Genomic DNA, 23,952 nt, shown 5'->3' with positions numbered 1-23,952 from the left:
TCTTATTTGTGCAGTGCAAATAAACAAAAAATTGGTGAAAGGATGTGTTAAATTAAGAATGTAGGCATAGAATGAATTAGATTTTCGAATTTTGGGTAGGTGAATTTATGTACTATAGAAAAAAATAGGCCAATTCTATAAGAATTGGCCTATTAAAATACAATAAAATGATTTACCTAACTATCAGACGCTCAATTGTTGAGTTTCCGAATCTGTCAGTAATGACGATCAGATACACCCCTTTGGCGGCTCTGCTTACATCAAATTGAACAGTTCCTCCATTTGTTAGCATTGATTGGAGCAAAACTCCATTAGCACTTCTTAATTCAACATTCTGTAAACCTTCTGCACGTTTCAACTCTATATTTACAAAACTATTTGTCGGATTAGGGAATACTTTAATCTTATTTTGATTGCCTTTTACTGGGAAGGAAAATGGCTCAGATTCTACACTACAGCCATTTGCATCAGTGATAATCACAGTGTATGTGCCAGCGCCCTGGATTCTAGTTTCATTGGTGGTCGTGACTGCTACTTGTTTTCCGTTTTTGAACCAAACGTAGGAAACTCCACCCGAGAAAGTGAATAGCCTGCTACTTTCAAAAGCAATCAAAGGAGTTGCTAAGCTTGTGATATCTACAGCAACAGATTCCGTAGCTATAGGCTCACAAATATTGGAATCCAATATAGCTCTGACTAAGGAGTTTTCTTCAATATCCTCTAGCGTTATACTAAGTAATTCCGCTGTACCAGAAATCAAATTCCATGTGGCACCTTCATCAGTAGATATTTCCCAACCCACTACACTATCATATATACCACCAGACAATTCAAAGCTGACGCTGTTATTACCTGGACATACTTCTGATGCAGAAGCGATTATTGATGCAGAAACAAGATCACATTTGAACGTAAACCTTGTTTTGATAGGTAAATGGTCAGAAGTTGTATTGTCAAAGTTCGGGATCAAGTCATACGGAGCTACAATTCTTTCGGAATTTACGATCCAATTAACAAGCAATTCATTGGAGATGATTTGATGATCAATCACATTTTCAAATGAAGGGAATGTACGAAGTCCTGCATTGCTTAGGCTGATTGTGATCGGGATGTAATTTTCTGAATCATTGATGTAGTTGATAAAAGAAGTCTCAGAAGTATTTACAGTTGGCGCATTCTGATCAGCTACAGTTTCATCCAAATCATCATTGAAATCACCCAAAATTATCAAAGGAACATCTTTGTAATACACATCAAGTGAATCTTTCAATACATTGACATCATACTTTCTCATGGCATACCTAGGGTTGGCAGCACTCTCTCCGCCACCATTTGATCTTGTATGTACATTGATCAAATTGATGTTTTTCTGGACGCCATTGATGTTTGTACGTATCTCAAATAGATATGGGAGTCTTCCGCTAGCCCAGAATCTGTCTGCACCAGAAGGGTATCCAACCAAATCTGCAGGATTCACATCTTGAAGAAGAACTCTTGTAGTTACAGAATCGACTGTGGCTGTTTTGTATAGATATGTGAGCTTTTGAGCTTGGCTAAAGTCTCCAGCTTGAGAAACAGCCGGTGAATTGAAGCCTCTATAACCTGGAAGTGCATCTGCTAATTCATAGAATTTGTCAAGATTGGTAATCTCTTGAAAAGCGTACACATCTGCATCTAGGTCTTCGATGATTGTTTTGACATTTTGAAGTTGAAGGTCCACATTTGTAGGCCCTTGTCCAGAATTGGATGATCCGAACCATTCCACATTCCAATTGACTACATCAAATGTCTTGTCTTTTTCTATTGTTGCTCCTGTCAAGTACCCTCTGGATTCATTGATATCACCACTTTCACTTACAAAATTGATAGGACTTGCAAATGCTCCTTCTTGTGTTGGTCTGAATCTGATCGTCACAGTGTTCAGGTTTGCCGATTCTTCAGGAGTATATGTCAAACTATTTGAGAAATCATTTCCATTCTTAGAAAATTCAAAGGCCTCATTCGCAGAGATTGTCAAATTATCTACAGCATTTGACAAACTGAAATTGAATGTTCTAGTAATTACAGAAGCTGTGCTCACTGCTGTGATGCCAAAATGATAGTAATCCACATTACCAATGCTATTAGTGAAGAAAGGAGAAGCTGGAATGTCTGAGCTGAATAGTTCAAAATCATCCAAAGTCCATCTTGCAGCACCAGTCTCTGGAGAGGAATTGTAAACAAATGCAATTCTGATATTCTGACCCAAATAAGCTGAAAGATCGATTTCACCAGAGTAAGTCCACTGATCCGAATTGGCAAATCTATCACTCAGTTCAGTCCAAGTTGCGGTATTTGGATTTCCATTTTCATAATCTGTAGAAATCAATAATTTCAATCTTGGTCCTTGGAATGCAACTCTACTCCAGAATGACATCAATGGGATATTGAAGCCTGTCAAATCATAGCTTGGGGTAATGATCCAATCCTCATTGAGAACTGCTCCTCCTGCGAATCCGTTAATCTGAAGTCCTGAAGGTGCAGATGCTGTAGGCGTGGTTCCAGCTCGTCCGAAAGTAGTGCAAGCCCATACTTGATCACCCAAAACACTGATTGCTGACCATCCTGATGGAAGGCTTGGACAAGATGCATTGAAGTCTTCAGTAATATTGAATGGATCAAAAATACTGGCAGATACAGTCAATGAAACAGGCAAAGTTCCAGTGGTTTGTTGTGTTATGGAGCTATTGAAAACTCCTTCTACGGAATTGTCAACTTTCACGAATATAGTTTGTGATGAAGCCAATTCTTCAGACGTAAAAATTAAAGAACTAGCGAAAGCCACCCCATCTTTTGAAATACTGAATGGAGAAGAACTGCTTATAGTAACATCACCTTCTAAGTTACTTCCTGATAACTCATAGCTCAATACTGGAGATTCGTCAGCCAAACTCACGATTCCAAAATCAATTGAATTTGGATCTACTGTCAATGTAGGTATAATTACACCAGCAGCGTCTTTGATAACACCAGAAAATGCAACTGGAAGGGATCCTTCTGAGGAAAAATAGTTCGTAACCCTCAGTGTCCCTCCAGCAGCCACTGTGCCGCCATTGGCTGATACGTCACTTGTAGAAATAATCCTGAACTCGACTTCACCTGAAAGGTTTTGCAACCCTGAAAGATCAATGATTTGGTTGACAAAAGAGCCGGTATGCGTCCATTCTGCTAATCTAGAAGTGTAACCATCTCCGCTATAAACCAAGGCTAAGTCTCTTGGTCCTGTATTTGAAGATGTTGAACCCAATTGCAATGCTGAAAGATCAACCAATTTGTCAGGTGCTACCGTAAATCCAAAACTGAAATACCTATTTTCTCCAGTATTCCAGCCATTGGAACTGATAGAGTTTCCGGCGGAAGTAGGGTTGATTCCAGTGCCTCTTCCAAAATTGCCTGCAAGCACTCCTGGAGCTAGGGTGTTTCCTTCTGTAAATACTTGGTTTCCAGGTTGACCTGTGAAGTCCCAATTGACAAACTCAATTGGGTCAAGGCTAACCGGTACAGAGATTTCCAAATTAGTCAAACCAATCTGACGACTTCCACCGCCCGCATTAAAACCTCTATCAGATGACCATGTCAAATTGAATATCTCTTCAGGAAGTATGTTTAACCCACTGATAAGTGCTGAAACAGACTTATCGATTCCATCTGCAGTACTGTAAGACAATTCAGCGAACTCAACACCATCAATAGAAACTGTCCACTCAGGGAATCTGGTTTGGTCTATTCTACCTGCTTTTCCGTCGTAAGAGATTTCCAATTCGGTGATTACAGATCCAGTTGTATTTTTTAATGACAGTCTAGCTTCAAGAGTTCCAGAAGATCCAGTATGTTGATAACCTAGCACATCAACACCTCTAAATCCACCAGCTGTTCCAGCCCCAAAAACTCCATTGTAGTTCAAAGCACCACCCTCGAATGACCATTCATCATCTGCTCCAAAGCTAGTTACTGGGTTAGATAGACTTACAAATTGTGTAAAATCTTGACTATATGGAATGCTACTAGCTGGTATTTGTGGAAGTGAAATCGTAAAAGTGGCCGATGCAATCTCGCTTACGTCAAATCCTTCTTTGAACGCGATTGCTGAAATTACTGTGCTTTCTTCGATCAAAAGTGGGGCATTATATTGCTGACTTCCAAGATTTGGAATACTTCCATCCAAAGTGAAGTATATTGTTGCATCTTCAGTTGCGGTAGTTAGAGTTACTGACTGTGCTTCTACGAATGTTCCACCAGCAGGATTGATTTGTGGTGTCGCTGCAAGAGGAAGTGGCTCGGAAGAAGATGCAGTTCCAGTGATGAAAATTTCATCAATAGCACTAGTTCCAGTGTTTGCAATGGTGCCTCCATTTACAGATACATCAGAGACCAATAAAGATCTGATGTATATCAGTGGAGAATTATTCAGTGCTGATGGTAAAGACAAGTTGTTCAAAACTCCAGAAGTGAAGTTATTTCCAACTGTGATTGTACCCGAATTTACATTGATCCAAGTATTGCCATCCAAGCTGTATTGAAGTTGGAAATCTCTTGGACCAGTGTTTGAACTTCTTTGCTTCAGAGAGATAGCAAGGTTTTCAAATCCAATAGTATTTAATGTGAATTGCCAATAATTTTCAGGAGCAGTACTTGCCCATGAATTTGATGTGATAGCTCTTCCAGGAGAGCCTGCGATGTATCCTGAGGGATTAGCTCCTACAAGTGAGATTTGTTGTACTCCGAGGTTGTTGGAGTTACCTTGGTCCGCAAGTGTAGATTCTTCTCCTGCTACGGTCCCAAATGTCCACCCTGCAATGGAGACTGTTTGTGCATTTAGCGCAAAAATTCCCATAAATAGCCAAGCGAACAATAATGTCTTTTGTAAAGATTGTTTCATGTAAATTGGATTAGATAAATAGTAATTTTTAAGGGTGTTATATTTAAATAGGCTTATAAATGTAACATATAGAACTTAAATTGTTCTTATTATTACTGTTATGAAATAATTAAAACTCAAAACTTATGTCCTTATTAATTTTTTTTGAGCAAGAATAGCAATAATTTAGCAAATGAAACTTTAGGGGTGCCTGTTCAGGCTGAGATCATACCCTTTGAACTTGATCCTGGATGATACCAGCGGAAGAAAAAGTTATTTCAACTTTGTGTCAGCATTGATTGAGCTTTTCCTTTACCAACTTTGATTGTTGGACTCTGAAGTTTTCGAACTTAAAACACTACGAAATGAAAGAGTCAATAAATCAATCTTTTAAAACTTTAAGAGAAAAATCTCCCTTAGTTCAAAGTATTACAAACTATGTAGTCATGAACAATACCGCAAACGCACTTCTTTCTTTAGGAGCATCCCCAATTATGGCGCATGCCAAGTCTGAAGTCATGGATATGGTTTCTATTGTGAATGCCTTAGTCATCAATATAGGAACTTTAGACGAATATTGGGTTGAAAGTATGTTGATGGCAGTGGAGAAAGCCAATCAATTAGGCAAACCTTGGGTCTTGGATCCAGTCGGTGCTGGTGCGACTCGTTATCGGAATGAGACTATTAGTGAATTGCTAAAACATAAACCAAGCATCATCAGAGGGAATGCATCAGAAATCCTTTCTTTGGCAGATGTAAATATACAGAGCAGGGGAGTGGATAGTAGTCATGGTTCTGAAGAGGCTATTCAGGCAGCATTTAGCCTATCAAAAGAAATTGGATGTGTAGTATGTATATCGGGTGAGAAAGATTATATAGTGGAGGGTGATAAGTTGTCCTCTTTGGCCAATGGAAATGCAATGATGGCAAAAGTAACTGGTATGGGTTGCACAGCTTCTGCGATCGTTGGGGCTTTTGCTGGAGTAGAAAATGATCTGTTTTTGGCAACAACTTCAGCTATGGCAGTTTTAGGGGTTGCAGGGGAAATAGCAGCAGAAAAATCCAAAGGGCCTGGAACTTTGCAATTGCATTTATATGATGCCTTGTACAACTTGGATGGTGAAGAATTGATGGAAAGAATCAAAGTTGAAAGCTAATGGAGGTAGATTTTCCATATAAACTCTATTTGGTTACAGACGAAAAAGCCTGTTTGGGGAGAGACTTTTTTTGGGTAGTAGAAGAAGCTTTGAAAGGTGGGGTAGATATTGTTCAGCTGAGAGAAAAAAAGCTCTCTTTAGATCAATTTATCAAAAAGGCAGAAAAGCTGAAGGAAATATGTGACAGATATAAAGTACCATTGATTATCAACGACAATATTGAAGTTGCTAAGCATGTAGGGTCTTACGGTATTCATATTGGGCAGTCAGATATGCCTATGGATGAGGCTAGAGAAGTATTGGGAGACAGTTATCCAGTAGGATTGTCAGTAGAGACTTTTGGAGATTTAAAAAAACCAAATATTGCAAAAGCATGGTATTTGGGTGTAAGCCCGGTCTTTTCAACCCCTACAAAGGAAGATACGATTTCCGAATGGGGATTGAAAGGACTTGCGCAATTGAAATCAATGACTGAAAAGAAGTTGGTGGCAATAGGTAATGTAAAAACTCAAAATGCTACAGAAATCATAAAATTTGGAGCAGATTGTCTTGCTGTGATTTCTGGGATTTGCAGTGCTCCAAGTCCTGCTAAATCTGCTGAAAAATTTAGGTTGGAAATTGAAAATGGTTTAAGGTTTAGATAATTATGAAAGAGTATATTCCAGTATTGAGTATAGCAGGTTCTGATAGCAGTGGAGGTGCAGGTATTCAGGCAGATTTGAAGACTTTTGCTGCTTTGGGATGCTATGGCATGACAGTAATCACCGCTACGACTGCCCAGAATACCAAAGGAGTGACAGCTATCCATAGCATTCCTCCAGCTCATATAAAGGAACAACTTTTGGCCATCATGGATGACATCAAACCAAAAGCAATAAAAATCGGAATGCTTGATAGACCTGAGGTAGTGGACGTGTTGGTTGGCATATTGATAGATTTTCCGGATATCCCAATAGTATTTGATCCTGTTATGGTTTCTACTTCAGGCTTTAAGTTGATACAGGATGAAACGATAAAAGCCATTAGAGAAAAGCTTTTTCCTTTAGTTTCCTTACTTACACCCAATATGGACGAAACTTCGATTTTGTTCGGAAAGGAAGTCAATGATATAGAATCAATGAAAGCAGCAGGAGCTTCTTTGCTCCAAGAGCTTCCAGAAGCAATTTTAATCAAAGGTGGGCATTTGAAAGAGTCAGTCATCCATGATCTTTTGTATTCTAAATCAAATGGGCTGAAAATTTTCAAAAGTGAAAAAATCACCTCTCAAAATGTGCATGGGACAGGATGCTCTCTTTCTGCTGCAATAGCAGTTGGATTAGCCTTGGGAAAAGACATGGAGAATGCTGTCTGTTTTGGCAGAGACTATGTAAACAAGGCTATTTTTTATGGTAAAGATGTAAAAACTGGCAATGGAAATGGGCCACTAAATCATTTCTTCAATCCCCAAAAACAAATTATCAATGAAATGGACTGATAAAGCATGGGCTCGAATAGCTCCACATTTTGAAAAAATAATCGACTTGCCTTTCAACCAAGAGCTTCTTCATGGTAGTTTATCAAAAGAGAGCTTCAAGTTTTACATGGCTCAAGATGCGTATTATTTGGGAGAATTTGGGAAGGCTTTGAGTACGATATCGGGTAGGTTGAGAGATTTGGATCAAGTCCTGGCTTTTTCCCAATTTGCTTCTGGAGCCATAGTGGTTGAGCGTGCCCTACATGAAGGATATTTCAAAATATTGGGGATTCCCGATCAAATAGAGCCTTCACCAACATGTCTTCTTTATACAAATTTTCTCTTGACAAAATCTGCATATTCAAGTGTAGAAGTAGCAGTAGCAGCTGTTTTGCCTTGTTTTTGGATTTACAAGTTAGTTGGAGATCATATTTATTCTCTGCAAACTGGAATCGTAGATAATCCTTACAAAAATTGGATAGACACTTATGCAGGAGAAGATTTTGCGAAATCTGTAGCGCAAGCTATAGAAATAACCAATCAATTGGCCACTAACTCAAGCGAAGCACTACAAGAGGAAATGTTGGAAGCTTTTGAGATGGCTACCAAGTTGGAATGGATGTTTTGGGATTCTGCTTACAGATTGGAGAAATGGGAGATTTAAATGCTTGAATTAAAGGAATCAATACAATTAGTTATTGTTTTGATTCCTTTAATTCATAAATGCTATAACGTGTAAACTCCTCCTCAACATCTTCATCTGAATTTTCTTGGACTAATATTCTGTTTTTTCCCAAAGAAAAAGAAATTTTCCCTTCAGGTGGACTGATTTCACCACTCAACTGAACTCCTTTTTTGATGACCAGCATTTTGATCTTATCATTAGCCGAGTCTCTAATTGAAAATGGTTTTTCCTCGGTATTTCGAGATTCATACTCAGATCTTGTGACACCTTGATAGTAGTTTACCAACCAAATGTCTTCACTTAAGTTGTAAATAGATTGATTTCTTCCAGCCATAGAAGACAGCTCTTTGGTTCTAGGGTCGTCCATTGCAGTACCAATTGGTAGTGGGTCGAATTTTATGAATTCACTGTGTTCAATAGGAATCTCCTTTTCCAATGAAAAGTCAACAGTATTGTAAATCTGAATACTTTCCGCTAAATTTTGCAATACAACGAGCTTTTTTCCATCTACAAAAAATGATTTATGCATTAAATTCATATAAATGTTTTCAGTTTTTTTGTAATATGAATTTGGTTCGTATGGCACAATAGATCTTATACTTCCAGTTTCAGGGGAAAGCAGCATAAAATTCTGTAAGGTGTCTCGACCTTGTTCGTTATAAATAAGTAGATGTGCTGAAAGAAAGGTACTAGGTCCTACTAAATACTGTGGCTTACCATTCTCTATAAAATATGCTGTTTTTCCTAATGGTAAATTTGCTCGGACAGGCAGAGGAGATATGAATCTAATATTTTCAATTTGATTGTAATCCTTGTCATAAGTAAGTAATTGAAAGGGCAATTGAAATACTCTCTTTCCTTCAGGGCCAAAGCTTAAACCTAGAGGGTTCCATCTCCCAAGTTTTCCGGGGCCATCTCCACTCAAATTAACTCTTTTTTGGATTTCACCAGAAGGGGAGATTTCTAAAACATCGTTTTGAACTTCACTAAATCCTAGAAAAATATTCTCTGAATCACTATAATCGGTGATCTGTACTCTAGTAAAATTATCTACAGCAAATGAATCTATTTTGACTAATTCATAAGAAAGTCCGTCTGTTGAAACATTATTTGCCTCCTTTTTTCCGCAAGAGAAAATTGTAAAAAAGGTAAAGAGTAAATATTTATATTTCATAAATTTTATTGAATTGGTTAGAAAATTTGAATTATAAATTTAAGATAACAAAATTATTATTTAAATTTTAGTTTTAAAATTTTATTTGTTGTAGAATGAAACTGTCAGTATAATTGATACAAATATTTTTTTTTGAAAAGTCATTATAAAGTGTTTAATTAACACTTGAATGTAAATCGAAATGATTTGATTGATTGAAGTAAATAATAGCCCAATAATCTCAAACCAAAATTCCTATGAATTCAAGAAGAAAATTTTTACACAAAAGCCTTTTAGCTACAGCTGGTCTCACTTTTACGAATGTAGTGACAGCGGATCAATTTTTTAGTGATTTAAAAAAAATCGGACCCAATGACCAGATCAATGTAGGATTGATCGGATGTAAAGGAATGGGGTGGTCAAATGTTAATTCATTGTTAAAGATTCCCCAAGTGAACTGTATTGCATTGGCAGATATCGATGAAAGTGTTTTGAATCAGCGATCAGCTGATGTTGTCAAAGCTCGAGGCAAAAAACCGACGCTATACAAGGATTACAGAAAAATGCTTGAAAACAAAGATATAGATGTGGTGGTAATCGGTACTCCAGATCATTGGCATTGTTTGAATTTAATAGATAGTCTTTCCGCTGGCAAGCATGTGTATGTAGAAAAACCACTTGCCAATTCAATAGAAGAGTGCAATTTGATGGTGGAGGCTACAAAGAAATATGGTAAGCTTGTTCAAGTGGGTCAATGGCAGAGAAGTGGTTCTCAATACAGTGAAGCAATAGATTTTGTCAAATCTGGCCAATTGGGAAATATCAGATTGGTCAAATGTTGGGCATATCAAGGATGGATGAATCCAGTCCCTGTCAAAAGCGATAGTGCAGTACCATCGGGTGTTGACTATGATATGTGGTTAGGTCCAGCACCAAAAAAGCCTTTCAATGAAAATAGGTTTCACTTTAACTTTAGATGGTTTTGGGATTATGCTGGAGGTTTGATGACTGATTGGGGAGTACATGAAATTGATATAGCACTTTTTGCCATGGGAGTATCTGCACCTAAATCAGTAATGGCTTCAGGTGGGAAATTGGCTTACCCAGATGATGCATCAGAAACACCAGACACTTTGCAGACCATCTATGAATATGATGGTTTCAACATGCTGTGGGAACATGCTACTGGTATTGACGGAGGAAACTATGGCTATACAGAAGGAATTGCATTTATAGGAAACAATGCTACTTTGGTGGTGAACAGAGGTGGTTGGGAAGTAATCTCTGAAAAAGAAGGTGACAAGCCAAAGTTAGAAGCTATATCACGGGTAAAGCCACAAGGAAATGCTTTGGACCTGCATATGGTTAATTTCGTTGATGCCATCACAAATAATGATTCTTCAAAATTAAATTGTGGTGTAGAGACAGGAAGCGTTGCAGCGATCAATGCCCATATGGGAAATATTGCGTACAAAACAGGCGAAAAGATATTTTGGGATGCAGACAAAGGTTTATTTACAAGTAAAGAAGCAAATCAATTGATAAAAGCAGAATACCATAATGGCTGGAAATTACCAAAAGTATAACAAACTTCTATTTCTGATATTAACGCTATTTTTACCCTGAGAATATTTACCTTCGTGACATGGAAAATATACCACCTTGTCCTGCGTGTAACTCACCTTATGGATACGAAACAGAAAATGGACTTACTTGCCCAGAGTGCGGTTTTGAATGGAAAATCGAAGAAATGGAAATCGAAGAAGGTTTGGTTGTCAAAGATTCTAATGGGGCTATTTTGGTCGATGGCGATGCTGTTATTATTATCAAGGATTTGCCAGTGAAAGGTGCCCCAAAACCGATCAAAGCTGGGACTAAAGTGAAAAGCATAAGATTGGTAGAAGGTGACCATAACATAGATTGCAAAATCGATGGGTTTGGGTCAATGGCTCTGAAATCTGAGTTTGTTAAGAAAGCGTAATTTTATTTTGTAGCTCTCACTAAAGTTTTTGAAAATTTTTATGTTTAAAGAAAACTAGGTTTAAGTTTTCTTTAAACTTTTCAAAACTAATAACCAAACTTCTTGTTATTGATATATTAGATTTCGTACTTGTAAAGTGCTCATGACGGTCTAATAACTAACAATCGTTAATTTGGTCAAATGAAAGAGTTAATAAAAAATTATAATAGTGATAACAATGGGAATTCTCTTGAAAATTTCAGTGAATTGGAGTCCGATTTGCTGATCAAAGATGCCATTTTTGTAAGAAGCAAAGGTAACCTTGTAAAGGTAAAATTTGAAGATATTCTTTGGATGAAAGGGGATGGAAATTACACTACCCTTGTTACTAGAACGAGTGTCTATTCACTACGAAATATTTTAAAAGATTTTGAGAGTGTGCTTCCAGAGGCAGATTTTATGAGAATTCATAAAAGTTATATTGTGAGGCTAGAGGAGATTGTCTCTATCAATCCAAGGGAATTGATGGTAGGCAAAGACCTTGTACCCGTAGGGAGAACATACTATCAAAACCTTACTAAAGGTATAATCAGGCTAGGTTCAGGTAGTTCTGATTAATTGCTAGGAGTCACCCCAAAGTAAGCTGCTATCACCATAACTCAAAAAACGGTAATCCTTTTCCAAGGCTTCTCGATAGATATTTTCCCATCTTCCTTTTGTAAACGCAGCGACTAATAGAATAAGTGTAGAACCTGGTTGGTGAAAATTTGTGATCAACCCATCACAAACCTGAAACTTATACCCAGGCATTATAAATATTTCTGTACTTCCAGTTATTTCCTCAAGATCGTTTTTATCCATGAATTCCAAAATCTTCATGAAACTTTCTTGTCTTGAAGGTAATGAATCAAATTCCTGGTAAGCATAAAGCTTTGGAATGAGAAATAACTTTACATTCTCTGTTATTAACTGGACACCAAACCAATACAAACTTTCTAAAGATCTCATCGAAGTGGTTCCTACTGCAATGATTTTGTCAGTTTGGGAAGCTATTCTTTTGATTACGGATTTATTTACGACTACCTGCTCACTGTGCATATTGTGTTCAGTTACATTTTCTGATTTTATTGGTTGAAATGTACCTGCACTGACATGAAGTGTCAAAAAATCTTCGTCTACACCGTTTTGCTTTAATTCTTCTAATATTCTGTCAGTAAAATGGAGCCCAGCTGTAGGAGCTGCTACTGCGCCTTCTTTTTTGGAATAGACAGTTTGATACCTTGGTTTATCTTCTGCTGTAGGTTTTCTGTTTAGATAAGGAGGCAGTGGGACTTCTCCTGAAGCTTCTACAATAGAAACAAATGGGATATTTTCTTCCCATGTAAACCTTACTATTCTTTTTTCTTTGTCAATCAAAGCTGCCTTTAATTCGATGCTTTGACCCTGATAGATTACTTCTCCACTGAGAACTTCATCAGCTTTCCATTTCTTCAGATTTCCAATCATGCATTCCCAAGAAACTGACTCAGTATTGATCATAACTTCATTGATTACAGAAGTAGGTTCAATAGGCTTTAACAGAAAAATCTCGATTTTGGCACCACTTTTACGCTGAAAAAGTAATCTCGCAGGAATCACCTTGGTATTGTTGAAAATCATCAAACTACCAGAAGGGATCAGCTCAGAAATTTTACTGAAATTCAAATGTTCTATTGTTCCATTTTTAAAATGTAAAAGTTTTGAGTCTTCTCTATTTTGAAGTGGGAATTTTGCTATTTTCTCCTCAGGTAAGGTATATTCGTAATCTGATAATTTGAGTTCAGCTGTTGGTATCGAAAGATTCATAAAATCCTATTGGCTTTTGTTTGATTCAGAATGCAAATATAAACCTTATTATGTCAAAGGAAATTTGAACTCTTGAATATTAATCATGTTAGGCTTTTGGTCTCAATCAATCTTATGAAACAATTAGAAAATATCATTTTTGAATATGAAAAATATGTGTTGGATTTTAAATTCGATGCAGGTACTTCGCGTGGAATTTTAAAGAAAAAAGAAACCTATTTGGTCAAAGCCTATTCAAAACTTTTTCCTCAAATTGTAGGATATGGGGAAGCTGGCCCCCTGCCAAAGCTCAGTTTGGATGATATTTCAGATTTTGAAGAAAAACTGAAGGTTGTTTGTAAAGAATTGACTCAAAAGAATATTTCTCTATCAAAAGAGAAGATCTTTGAAATTGTCCAAAGTCATATTCCTGAAAATTTACCAAGTTTAAGGTTTGCAGTTGAGACTGCATTACTTGATTTATTGCATGGTGGAGAAAGAATGGTTTTCGATACTGAGTTTGTTAGACAGAGGAAACCAATTCCGATCAATGGCTTGATTTGGATGGGAGATAGGGGGTTTATGTTGGAGCAGATAGATAAGAAGTTGGAAGAAGGTTACGATTGTATCAAAATGAAAATTGGAGCAATCGATTTTGATCAAGAATGTGAGTTGTTGGGCTATATTAGAAGTAACTATGATCAAAACACAATCACGCTAAGGGTAGATGCAAATGGAGCTTTTGCTCCTAGTGTAGCATTAGAAAAGTTAAAAAGACTCTCTCAGTATGATTTACATAGTATTGAGCAGCCTATCAGGCAAGGACAGTTTGAAGAGATGGCCGCACTGTGCGCTGATTCCCCCATACCAATCGCATTGGATGAAGAGTTGATTGGAATCCATTCTTTAGTATCCAAAGAAAGTTTGTTGAATACTATTCGACCTCAATACATCATTTTGAAGCCAACATTAGTAGGAGGGTTTAAATCTTGTGACGAATGGATTAATTTGGCTGAGAGTTTGGGTATTGGTTGGTGGATTACATCAGCTTTGGAAAGTAATATTGGACTGAATGCGATAGCTCAATATACTGCTACTTTTGATTCTGAAATGCCTCAAGGTCTTGGGACAGGACAACTCTATTCGAATAATTTTGAATCACCGTTGTTAATTGAGTCGGGAACTTTGGTTTACGATCAAAACACAAAATGGGCAATTTGATTTATTTTACCTTATTTATTTTAAACACTCCTTCAGATGCAAGAATCTTTTATGAATAGCTTTCGAGAGCTTTACACAGACTTGGTAGATGTCACTCCTTTTATACTAATGTCCTTGTTGGTTTTTATTATTGGCTTGGTATTTATCAAAAGTGTAAAAAGGATCATAATTAGAAGAATACTAACAAAAGCAAAGGATCCAGTAGGAGCTAGGTTTGTAGCTGATATAGTGGTTTTTATATTTTACATTATTTTGATATTTATTGTGTTTAGAACTCTGGGATTGAGTGCATTGACACAAACTATCATTGGAGCTGCTGGCTTGACGACTTTTATTATTGGTTTTGCACTTAAGGATATTGGAGAAAATTTCCTTGCTGGGATTGTGATGATTTTCGATAGGCCTTTTGAAATGGGTGATTTGGTCGAAATAGATGGGCAAGTGGGTAGAGTTATAAGGATTTCGATAAGGGAGACTACCTTAAAAACAGTAGATGGAAAGGATGTCTATATTCCAAATTCGGATATCATCAAGAAGCATTTTATCAATTATACGATCGATGATCAGTTGAGGGAGAGTTTTGAAATTACCATCAACAATAATAATGACATCAAGCAAGTAATGAAAATGCTAACTTTAAGCCTCAATGCAGTACCCAACCTCCTAAAGAATAAAAAGCCTTCAGTATCGATTAAGAACTTCGATAATGGGCATGTTCAGTTGGTGATCACCTATTGGTATTCTCTCTTGGGTTCCCAAGCTAGAAATTCAAAGCTTAAAAATGATGTAATGCTCAAAGTCATAGAACAGCTTAAAGAAAACAATATAGAAATGCCAAACCATGTTATGGACGTGAACTTAACCAAAGACTAATGTTCTTTTGAAGAGGATCAATGTCACATAATTTTAAATTGAACGCAGATGACACTGATTGGGCAGATTTCATCAGATTTTGAGTAGATTTTTTGGATAGGGCACAAAAAAAAGTGGTTCAAACTTTCGTTTGAACCACTTTTGAGGTTGTCAATGTTATATGTTAAGCTAACTTTACATTCACAGCGTTAAGACCTTTTCTTCCTTCTTTAAGGTCGAAAGTTACTTCGTCGTCTTCTCTAATTTCGTCAACTAATCCTGAGATGTGTACAAAATACTCTTTAGAAGATTCATCGTCTACGATAAAACCGAATCCTTTGGACTCATTAAAAAATTTAACTTTTCCTGTGTTCATGATATTGTAATTGTATTGATTATTTAATGATTCAAAGGTAAGCATACTTTTCACAATAAAAACTATTATGGAAAATATTTTTCGGTTATTTTAATGTTAAGCATTAATTTATATCAAATCTACACCGTTTTTCTTACAATTTTCAATAACATCTTTTGACCAAATACCTGATTGTACTTCACCAATATGTACTTTCTTCAGTAAGAACATGCATAATCTTGACTGCCCAATACCTCCGCCAATACTTTCTGTTAATTTCCCTTCCAATAAAGTTTTGTGGAATAACAATTTTTTCCTGTCTTCCGCTTGAGCTATTTTTAGTTGATTTTCAAGGCTTTTGGAATCTACACGAACTCCCATTGAGCTGATCTCAAATGAGTTTTCCAACTCAGGATTCCATACCAATATATCACCATTGAGACCAAAGTATCCATCTTCATTAGCACTGCTCCAATCATCATAGTCAGGAGCTCTTCCATCGTGTGGCTCTCCATTGGAAAGTTTGCCACCGATCCCCATCAAAAACACAGCACCATAAGTTTTGGCTGCTTGAAACTCTCTCTCTTTTGGAGTCATTTCTGGGTATATTTGCAACAAGTCCTCAGCATGCATGAAGTGAATAGATTCAGGAAGGGTAGGAGTTATACTTGGGAAAATTTTAAACAGCTCTTGCTCTATGGTTTTGATTGCTGAGTAAATTTCGCGGACTGTATTCTTCAAATAATTTAAATTTCGATCCTTTGTAGCTATTGATTTTTCCCAATCCCACTGATCTACATATAAAGAATGTATTGGCGAATAGTCTTCATCAGGTCTAAGTGCACGCATGTCCGTGATGATTCCTTCCCCGATAGGGAAATTTAATTCACTTAAGGTCCATCTCTTCCACTTTGCTAAAGAATGGACTACTACTGCTGATTTATCATTTTGATTCTTTATAGGGAAGCTTACAGGCCTTTCTACTCCGTTCAAGTCATCATTGATACCTGTACCGTCCATGATGGCTATCGGACAGCTTATTTTGAATAGGTTTATTTTTTGGGAAAGCACTTTTGGAAACTCGGTTTTGATAAAATCAATAGCGAATTCTGTCTCTCTTCTAGATAAAATGGTTTGATAGGTTGTTTTGGTAATTGTTGTCATAGTGTTTGTGTGATTTCAAATGAATAGATCACAAAACTATAAAAATGATAATGATATCGAATTATTTTAGTGAAAAATTGAAAAAAATGCACAAAACTTATTAAAAACCTATCTAACAGGAAGGATATAGGTAGGTTTATTAAATTCAGCTTTCTGTATTTTTTCTTTTATCAAACCTGTATTAGAATCAACTTCAAAAACTATAATTTCATTGGAGTCTTGATTGCCAACCAACAAATATTTTCCATCAATACTAAAATCGAAATTCCTAGGTGTAATTCCCTGTGTGGATACTCTTTGAATAAGGACCAAATGATTACTGAGGTCTTTTTCATAGACTGAAATTTCATTTGCATCGCCACGATTGGAAACGTAAATATATTTCCTATCCTTAGAAAGTCTTACTTCCGCTGCTCCGATTTTTCCATCAAAAATAGGGTGGGTAAGTGGTTTTGTTTCAAGGTTATGGATTTTCCCATTTTCAAATGAATAAACCCCTAATTCAGCAGTCAGCTCATGCACAAGATAAAGCATGTCTCCCTCTTTGTTGAAGATAAAGTGTCTAGGGCCGGAACCAGCACTGACTTGAAAATATGGTTCATCTGATTTTTGAATAGGTTTTGGTTTGTCCGGATCAAAATTATAAAGATATATTTTGTCAGTCCCCAAATCTGCAACTAGCAATTGTTTGCCATTCGGATGAAAAATAGTACTGTGAACATGCGGTTTTGACTGACGGGATTTTGAGATACTTTTCCCTTTGTGTTCAACAGTTTGTAAATAGGATAATACACCAGAGTCATTTTTGAAAACCGAGAAACTCCCTCCCGAATAATTGCTTACTACTAGAAATTTCTCACTTGGATCCAAGCTTAGATGACATGGATGATCACCATAGGTTTCCAAAGTGCTCAACAAACTCAAAGTTTTTCCTTCTTTATCCAAAGCAAATGATTTCACTTTTCCCCCTTTATCTCCGGCAGTTTCTTCTACTGCAAAAAGGATACTTTGATCTTCATTCGTAATTAAAAATGAAGGGTTTTTCACTCCTTTTCCAATGATTTCTATAGATATCGCATTCTTTACAGAGTCAAACTCTAATAAAGCTATCCCATCAGTTTCTTTATCTGTATAGGATCCAATTAAAAATTTATAGCTATTATTTTCCTCCAAAATATGCTCAGATTTTTCTTGCTTACATGCAAAGATCATTATGAAAAATACAGTAACTAGAAAAACTTTTTTAATTTGGTTTGTCATTACGATTCTTTTTGGGTTTTACCCTCAATTTTCTCATTTTCTCGAGATCTTTGATCTTCACTGTGGAGTTTGTGGGTTTTGTAGTCATACTGACCTTCCAATTCATCGATTTTGGATTTTTTCCACATTTTCACTCCTGTGAAATAGGAAGCTCTACCTATCATGTGTGCACCGACAGGAGCAGTTAGGAGCATAAACACAATAATTGCCAATACCCTTGCTGTTATTGCAGAATCATTGAAGTAAAATGCTGAAGCCAACAAAATCAACCCAATACCAAGTGTCGCCGCTTTGGTGGTTACTGAAATCCTCAAGTACAAGTCAGGCATTTTTACTACCCCTATAGCAGCCAAAAGGATAAACAGTGTACCTAAAGTACTTAATGTTATGATTATGATGTCAGTCATTTTTCTCTCTTTTTTCTAAATAATAAGCAAATGCAACTGTGCCCAAAAAGGCTATCAAAGCCAATATCATAGCAATATCCAAAAATGCAGGCTGATTGGTATGAATACTGTAAATAGCAATGATCCCAATACCAGTAGTTAGCAAGAGGTCTAATGACACCACACGGTCTGAGAGTCTAGGCCCCATCAAAAACCGTATAAATATGATCAGGATCGAGATGCTCAAAACCGGTAAAATGATGTAATATAAATAGTCGTAAACACTCATCTTAGTATGTCTAGTAATCTTTTTTCAAATCCATTTTTAATACTGGCAATAAACTCTTTTTTGTCCTTTACATACATCGCATGTACATAAAGAACTTTCCTGTCATCAGAAACATCAAGACTCAATGTTCCAGGAGTAAGGGAAATCAAATTTGCCAACAAGGTAATTTCCATATCAGACTTAGCATCCAGAGGAATCTTTACAATCCCTGGCTCCATGTAATGCCTAGGTGTGATTACATCATATGCTACTTCAATATTGGCTTTTACGAGTTCGTATAAAAAGAAGAATATAAAGCCAATCAATTTTGGTCCTCTATTGAAATATTTGTTTTCTCTTCTATCTGTAGAAATAATCCACAGGAGAAAAAAACTAAGAATAAATCCAAAGAAGAAATTCTCAGCCGTAAAGTTGCCAGTGATAGCTACCCAAATCAAGGAAAGTAATAAGTTACTTAAAAATCTCGTCTTTATCATGGCATATCTGTTTTCGTTCCTAAAACTGCTTCAATGTACGCGGAAGGATTCATCAGTTCGCTAGAAATCTGTTTGCTGAGTACGATAATGTGTTCTGCTGCAAGCCCTATATACAGAGAAATTACTGTCAAAATCACAATTGGAATGATCATCGCCCATTGTTTGAAGGGTTTTAATTCATAGAAATATTTCACATTGATTTTTTTCGGTAAATCAACAGATTCTTTCCAGAATACTTCCGACCATAACTTCGCAATTACCCAAAGTGTGAGGAAACTACCCAATAAGATAAATCCTACCAAAGTATATTGCCCTTCCAAATATCCTCCTTCTATCAAAAACAACTTAGACCAAAATCCAGAAAGTGGCGGAATTCCAACCAATGAGAATAATGGTATAGCAATCAAAAGGGAGTATTTTGGGTATTTTTTATAAATACCTCCAAGTTTCTCTATGTTCAATGTTCCTTTCAATTTAAAAATCAATCCTGATATAAGGAACAAGTTTGTTTTGACAATGATATCATGAATCAGGTAAAATATAGCACCAAGAATTGCCAATTCAGTATAAATCCCCAAACCGGCGATCATAAAACCTATATGGCAGACGATAAGGTATGAGAAAATCTTCCTCATATTCACCTGTAAGATCGCACCCAAACCTCCCGAAAGAATGGTTAAAGCTGCCATAATAATCAATAGATTGCTTAGAAATTCATCTGGGATAAATATCAATGTAAATATTCTAATCAATGCATACACACCAACCTTTGTCAATAAGCCTCCAAAAATCGCAGAAATCGCAGGTGGTGGAGTATGATAGGAGGCTGGAAGCCAAAAGTACAAAGGGAAGACGGCTGACTTGATTCCAAACCCAACCAAGAACAAAATGGCCACAACATTGACCAAACCTCTATTCTCTATTTGCGCTACTTGACCTGATAGATCGGCCATGTTTAGACTTCCTGCCATACCATAAAGTATCGCAATGGCAGTTAGAAAAATCGCCGAAGCAAGCAAGTTCATGGTGACATACTTCATAGCACCTTCAATCTGTGCTTTTTCTCCGCCAATGGTTATCAAGACAAATGAGGCAATGATGATGATTTCAAACCAAACATAAAGATTGAAAATGTCTCCAGTCAAAAAGGCTCCTTGGAGTCCCATCAACAAAAAGTTGAGGATTGGGAAAAAGCCAAATTTCAGCCTTGCATTTCTAATACTTCCGGTAGAAAATACAGCAACGGCCATTCCTGAAATTGCAGTCAAAAGCACCATTGTAGCACTGAATATATCTGCCACGAATGTAATACCAAAAGGTGCTTGCCATTCTCCTGCTTGCATGGTGAGTATGCCTCTATTATAGACTTCATTGAAAAGCCAAATGGCAATACCAACGGAGATAAGGCTACAAATAATGGTAATCAGGCGTTGTGCATTGACCCTAAACCAAAAAAACATCAGCAAGACTGCTGTGAAAAGTTGGAAAATAACAGGTAAAACTATATATGGATTATTCATAAATTTCGTCAGTAGTATTCAATTCATCCAAATCGTCAGTAGCAGTGATTTTGTAAGCTCTTTTGACAAGAATGATAGCAAAAGATTGTAAACCAAAGCTGATCACGATAGCTGTCAAAATCAGAGCTTGAGGAACTGGATCTGCATATATTTCAGTCAGCATTTTTGATGCAGAGTCGATGATAGGAGGCTTACCTTTCACGATTCTTCCCAATAAGAAAATTAGCATATTGGCACCGTTTCCAAGCAAAATTAGACCTATAATCAGTTTCACCATACTTCTTCTTAGCATCATATAGATGCCCGAAGCATAGAGAAGACCGATAAGCATTACTAATAAAAGTTCCATGGTTAAAGTGTTTCAGAGATTGTGAAAATGATTGTTAATGTTACCCCAATGACAACTAGATACACTCCTGTGTCAAAAAACAAAGCAGAACCCACCATTCCAATTACTGAAACTGGTTCTTCGAACCAAAGTCCTGTCATGAAGCTTTCTCCAATCAATAAAGGGGCAGCCCCACTAAGCAATGCTATAGCCAAACCTATCGGCATCAAAAATCCAGGATGGAATTTGATGATTGATTTTGTTTGATCAATACCATTTGCAAATGAATGGATTACAAAAGCAATGGACGCTATCAGACCACCTACGAATCCACCTCCAGGCAAATAATGCCCTCTAAGCAAGATAAATATTGAAAACAAAACCAACAAGGGAAGCAAATATGTTGATGCTGTTTTAAAAATTATTGTTTTCATATTATTCTTTTTCTATACTTTTCAATCTCAATTTCAACAAACTAAAAACACCAATAGCAGCAATCACCAAAACAGTAATCTCAACTATGGTATCAAATCCTCTAAAGTCCACAAGGATGACGTTTACCACATTTTTTCCTTTTGCCAATAAATAGGCACTTTCTGCGTAGAAAATGGATGTCTCTCTATTCAACGGCTCTGAAAGTACTTCTAGAGTCAAGATGGCTATCAATGTTCCAAAGAAAATGGACAAAACCCCATCTCTAATCCTTACTCCAATAGATGAAAATGTTTTGTATTTGGGTAAGTTATATATGACCAATACAAATAGGATGACTGTCAGTGTATCAATTGAAAACTGTGTCATTGCCAAATCAGGGGCGGAATAAAACAGGAAAATCAAACAGATTGCATACCCAATTACCCCCAAAGAAGCGACTGCTACCAATCTGGATTTTGAGAAAACTGTAAATATGATAGATACAGCCATGATGATGACCACAATAACTTCATAAATTGTCAAATCAGTCAATGAAGCGAAATCTATGTATAGATTTACTCCTTGATACAACCTATACCCCAAAAGCAATGTGAGAAACCCTAATATGGTAATGACATAATTTCTCAAATAACCATTTTGGAAAAAACCTGTCCAAAATTGGGCTAAGACAATGAAAAATGCCCTGAATTTTTCTGCCAAAGACTTCGGGGAAATGACTTCAAATCTTAAAGTTTTACTCAATAGACTCTCCGATGGTTTGAGTTTCCAATATAACATTGCACCGAGCGTCAGGGTCAATAAACTCAATCCCAATACAATATTGAATCCATGCCAAAGCTTGATATGAATCAAAGTATCATTGTTTACTAAACTTGAAAATACCGGCTGTATGATGCTTTTTTCTATAAGTGAAGGGAATAGACCAAATATCAATCCCAAACCAGCCAAAATCAATGGAGGTACCCACATGGTAGGGTGGGGAAGATGCACTTTTTCAAATTGAGCAGGTAATGCTCCTACAAATGGCTTGTAACCAGCAAGAAGCCCTGCGAAAAGCAAACAAACATTGGTAACAATAGCTGCCCCTGTCAGCACATAAGCCCAATCTCCCAAATGAAGAGTGGCTTCATATATCAAATCTTTTCCAATAAATCCGAAAAATGGTGGCGCTCCAGCATTGGAAAGTGCTGCCAAAAATGCCGCAATGGCCACAGGCATCATTACTTTTCTCAAACCTGACAACACACTCACATCACGAGTACCTGTCTCATGATCTACAATTCCTGTCACTAAGAAGAGAGTCGCCTTATACAACGCATGAACCAAAATGAAAACACCAGCTGCTAACAACGCTTGCTCCGTTCCCAAGCCTATGAGAAAAACCAAAATCCCCAAAGCTGATATAGTAGAATAAGCCAAAATGCCCTTCATGTCCAATCTGAACAATGCATGTATAGCAGCATAAGTCATCGTCACAGCACCCACCACGATCAAAGTGGTATTCCATTCCACAGTCCCGCCCAAAACTGGCGTAAACCTTGCCAATAAATAGATCCCTGCTTTTACCATAGTCGCAGAGTGCAAATAAGTACTTACAGGTGTTGGGGCTTTCATAGCTCCAGGTAGCCAGAAGTGAAATGGAAATTGTGCTGACTTTGTAAATGCTGCAATAAACAGCAAGAATATGATCCAGTTATAATTTGAAGAACTCTTTAAAGCTTCTGATTGAGAAAGAAGCTCTTGGATAGAATAAGTTCCACCAGTAGCGCCCAATAACAGGACGCCTGCCAACAAAAATAATCCACCCAATCCAGTAATACTCAAAGCAAGCAATGCGGACTTTCTTGAATTTGGATCATCATTGTTGAATCCAATCAAGAAAAATGAACTGATACTAGTCAATTCCCAAAATATAAATAGCGTAATTATATTGTCAGAAAGTACTAATCCCAACATCGAAGCCATGAACATGCTTAGATAGCCATAAAATCTATCTAAATATGGATGGCCTTTTAAATAACTGAAAGTATAGAAAAACACTAAGGTTCCTATTCCCGTTATTAACAAGGCGAATAGCATGGACAAGCCATCCAAGCGAAAGGATAAGTCTATACCAAAACTAGGAACCCAAGAATAGAATCTATCTATAGGAATCCCATTACTTATTTGGGGAAGAAAACTGATAAAATAAGCAAATAATGCTAACGGTAGAAACGGTAAAAGTATCGATCCTTTGCCTTTGATTAATTTACTCAAAATAGGAATCATAGAAGCGACTATGAAACCTGATAGTATAGCTACAATCATGTAATATGGAAATTTCTTTTAGGGTTAAAAACCCTAAATTACGAAAAAAGATGAAGCTATTTTCAACTTTCATTTTAATATCGGGTAATTTCTTTTTCAATGATCATCAATGATATTAGTTTTTTATGATTGAATCAGTAAGAAAATATTCCTTTTTATGATAATAATTTATAAATAGGATTCAATTTTTGAAAAAAATATAAATTTTATGTAATTTCACAATTCTCAAA

22 protein-coding genes and 1 riboswitch are annotated in these 23,952 nt (G+C 36.6%); of the genes, 9 read left to right on the top strand and 13 right to left on the bottom strand.

All coding sequences use genetic code 11. From position 1 onward, the window contains the following. Positions 1-172: 172 nt before the first annotated feature. The gene (locus MM213_RS10655) at positions 173-4,918 is read right to left on the bottom strand and encodes a chitobiase/beta-hexosaminidase C-terminal domain-containing protein (RefSeq protein ID WP_241412123.1); all 4,746 of its coding nucleotides are present in this window, start codon (positions 4,916-4,918) and stop codon (positions 173-175) included. Positions 4,919-5,090: 172 nt separating this feature from the next. After that, positions 5,091-5,183: riboswitch (TPP riboswitch) on the top strand. A gap of 79 nt (positions 5,184-5,262) precedes the next feature. Between MM213_RS10655 and thiM the strand changes: the two genes are divergently transcribed. From thiM to tenA, 4 genes are read left to right on the top strand one after another with little or no spacing between them, the layout of a single operon-like run. Next, positions 5,263-6,054 (top strand): hydroxyethylthiazole kinase, encoded by a 792-nt coding sequence (thiM, locus tag MM213_RS10650; protein ID WP_241412121.1) that lies wholly within the window; start codon positions 5,263-5,265, stop codon positions 6,052-6,054. After that, a complete protein-coding gene (thiE, locus tag MM213_RS10645) occupies positions 6,054-6,698 on the top strand; it encodes a thiamine phosphate synthase (protein ID WP_241412119.1) in 645 nt (214 codons plus the stop codon). Before thiM ends, thiE begins: the two co-directional genes overlap by 1 nt. Positions 6,699-6,700: 2 nt before the next feature. After that, entirely contained in the window at positions 6,701-7,528 is an 828-nt protein-coding gene (thiD, locus tag MM213_RS10640) for a bifunctional hydroxymethylpyrimidine kinase/phosphomethylpyrimidine kinase (RefSeq protein WP_241412117.1), read from the top strand. After that, positions 7,515-8,171, top strand: coding sequence for a thiaminase II (gene tenA, locus MM213_RS10635; protein ID WP_241412115.1), 657 nt, complete (start codon positions 7,515-7,517; stop codon positions 8,169-8,171). The genes thiD and tenA overlap by 14 nt, the downstream gene beginning before the upstream one ends. Positions 8,172-8,202: 31 nt before the next feature. On the opposite strand, the gene MM213_RS10630 is transcribed toward tenA, so the two are convergent. Beyond that, positions 8,203-9,366 carry a hypothetical protein gene (locus MM213_RS10630; protein WP_241412113.1) on the bottom strand — a complete coding sequence of 388 codons (1,164 nt, stop codon included), beginning with the start codon at positions 9,364-9,366 and terminating at the stop codon, positions 8,203-8,205. A gap of 236 nt (positions 9,367-9,602) precedes the next feature. Between MM213_RS10630 and MM213_RS10625 the strand changes: the two genes are divergently transcribed. From MM213_RS10625 to MM213_RS10615, 3 genes are all read left to right on the top strand, one after another. Further along, on the top strand, positions 9,603-10,931 hold the full coding sequence (locus tag MM213_RS10625) for a Gfo/Idh/MocA family protein (RefSeq protein WP_241412111.1): 1,329 nt from the start codon (positions 9,603-9,605) through the stop codon (positions 10,929-10,931). Positions 10,932-10,990: 59 nt separating this feature from the next. After that, a complete protein-coding gene (locus MM213_RS10620; RefSeq protein WP_241412109.1) occupies positions 10,991-11,326 on the top strand; it encodes a zinc ribbon domain-containing protein YjdM in 336 nt (111 codons plus the stop codon). Positions 11,327-11,506: 180 nt separating this feature from the next. Next, entirely contained in the window at positions 11,507-11,923 is a 417-nt protein-coding gene (locus MM213_RS10615) for a LytR/AlgR family response regulator transcription factor (protein WP_241412107.1), read from the top strand. A 3-nt stretch (positions 11,924-11,926) separates the two neighbouring features. Here MM213_RS10615 and MM213_RS10610 read toward each other — a convergent pair whose 3' ends face one another. Continuing rightward, on the bottom strand, positions 11,927-13,150 hold the full coding sequence (locus tag MM213_RS10610; protein ID WP_241412105.1) for an S-adenosylmethionine:tRNA ribosyltransferase-isomerase: 1,224 nt from the start codon (positions 13,148-13,150) through the stop codon (positions 11,927-11,929). A gap of 114 nt (positions 13,151-13,264) precedes the next feature. Between MM213_RS10610 and MM213_RS10605 the strand changes: the two genes are divergently transcribed. Continuing rightward, the gene (locus tag MM213_RS10605; RefSeq protein ID WP_241412103.1) at positions 13,265-14,350 is read left to right on the top strand and encodes an o-succinylbenzoate synthase; all 1,086 of its coding nucleotides are present in this window, start codon (positions 13,265-13,267) and stop codon (positions 14,348-14,350) included. Positions 14,351-14,386: 36 nt separating this feature from the next. Next, on the top strand, positions 14,387-15,223 hold the full coding sequence (locus tag MM213_RS10600) for a mechanosensitive ion channel family protein (protein ID WP_241412101.1): 837 nt from the start codon (positions 14,387-14,389) through the stop codon (positions 15,221-15,223). A gap of 163 nt (positions 15,224-15,386) precedes the next feature. Here the strand turns inward: MM213_RS10600 and MM213_RS10595 are convergent, their stop codons facing one another. From MM213_RS10595 to MM213_RS10550, 10 genes are all read right to left on the bottom strand, one after another. Next, on the bottom strand, positions 15,387-15,578 hold the full coding sequence (locus MM213_RS10595; protein WP_014773567.1) for a cold-shock protein: 192 nt from the start codon (positions 15,576-15,578) through the stop codon (positions 15,387-15,389). Between the two features lie 108 nt (positions 15,579-15,686). Continuing rightward, complete coding sequence (asnA, locus tag MM213_RS10590; protein WP_241412099.1) at positions 15,687-16,721, bottom strand: aspartate--ammonia ligase; 1,035 nt, start codon at positions 16,719-16,721, stop codon at positions 15,687-15,689. A 108-nt stretch (positions 16,722-16,829) separates the two neighbouring features. Next, complete coding sequence (locus MM213_RS10585; protein ID WP_241412097.1) at positions 16,830-17,981, bottom strand: lactonase family protein; 1,152 nt, start codon at positions 17,979-17,981, stop codon at positions 16,830-16,832. Further along, positions 17,981-18,388 (bottom strand): monovalent cation/H(+) antiporter subunit G, encoded by a 408-nt coding sequence (gene mnhG, locus MM213_RS10580; RefSeq protein WP_241412095.1) that lies wholly within the window; start codon positions 18,386-18,388, stop codon positions 17,981-17,983. The genes MM213_RS10585 and mnhG overlap by 1 nt, the downstream gene beginning before the upstream one ends. After that, positions 18,381-18,656, bottom strand: coding sequence for a cation:proton antiporter (locus tag MM213_RS10575; protein ID WP_241412094.1), 276 nt, complete (start codon positions 18,654-18,656; stop codon positions 18,381-18,383). Before MM213_RS10575 ends, mnhG begins: the two co-directional genes overlap by 8 nt. Beyond that, positions 18,653-19,132: a Na+/H+ antiporter subunit E gene (locus MM213_RS10570; protein WP_241273537.1), complete on the bottom strand. Its 480-nt coding sequence runs from the start codon at positions 19,130-19,132 to the stop codon at positions 18,653-18,655. Before MM213_RS10570 ends, MM213_RS10575 begins: the two co-directional genes overlap by 4 nt. Beyond that, the gene (locus MM213_RS10565) at positions 19,129-20,652 is read right to left on the bottom strand and encodes a proton-conducting transporter transmembrane domain-containing protein (protein ID WP_241412093.1); all 1,524 of its coding nucleotides are present in this window, start codon (positions 20,650-20,652) and stop codon (positions 19,129-19,131) included. The genes MM213_RS10570 and MM213_RS10565 overlap by 4 nt, the downstream gene beginning before the upstream one ends. Continuing rightward, complete coding sequence (locus MM213_RS10560; protein ID WP_241273535.1) at positions 20,645-21,001, bottom strand: Na+/H+ antiporter subunit C; 357 nt, start codon at positions 20,999-21,001, stop codon at positions 20,645-20,647. The genes MM213_RS10565 and MM213_RS10560 overlap by 8 nt, the downstream gene beginning before the upstream one ends. Positions 21,002-21,003: 2 nt before the next feature. Next, positions 21,004-21,414, bottom strand: coding sequence for a Na+/H+ antiporter subunit B (locus MM213_RS10555; protein WP_241412091.1), 411 nt, complete (start codon positions 21,412-21,414; stop codon positions 21,004-21,006). A gap of 1 nt (position 21,415) precedes the next feature. Further along, positions 21,416-23,722, bottom strand: coding sequence for a putative monovalent cation/H+ antiporter subunit A (locus tag MM213_RS10550; RefSeq protein WP_241412089.1), 2,307 nt, complete (start codon positions 23,720-23,722; stop codon positions 21,416-21,418). Positions 23,723-23,952: the final 230 nt, after the last annotated feature.

It is taken from the genome of Belliella alkalica (assembly GCF_022549785.1).
GTDB classification, from domain to species: Bacteria; Bacteroidota; Bacteroidia; order Cytophagales; family Cyclobacteriaceae; genus Belliella; species Belliella alkalica.
This window is presented reverse-complemented; position numbering and strand designations above follow the sequence as displayed.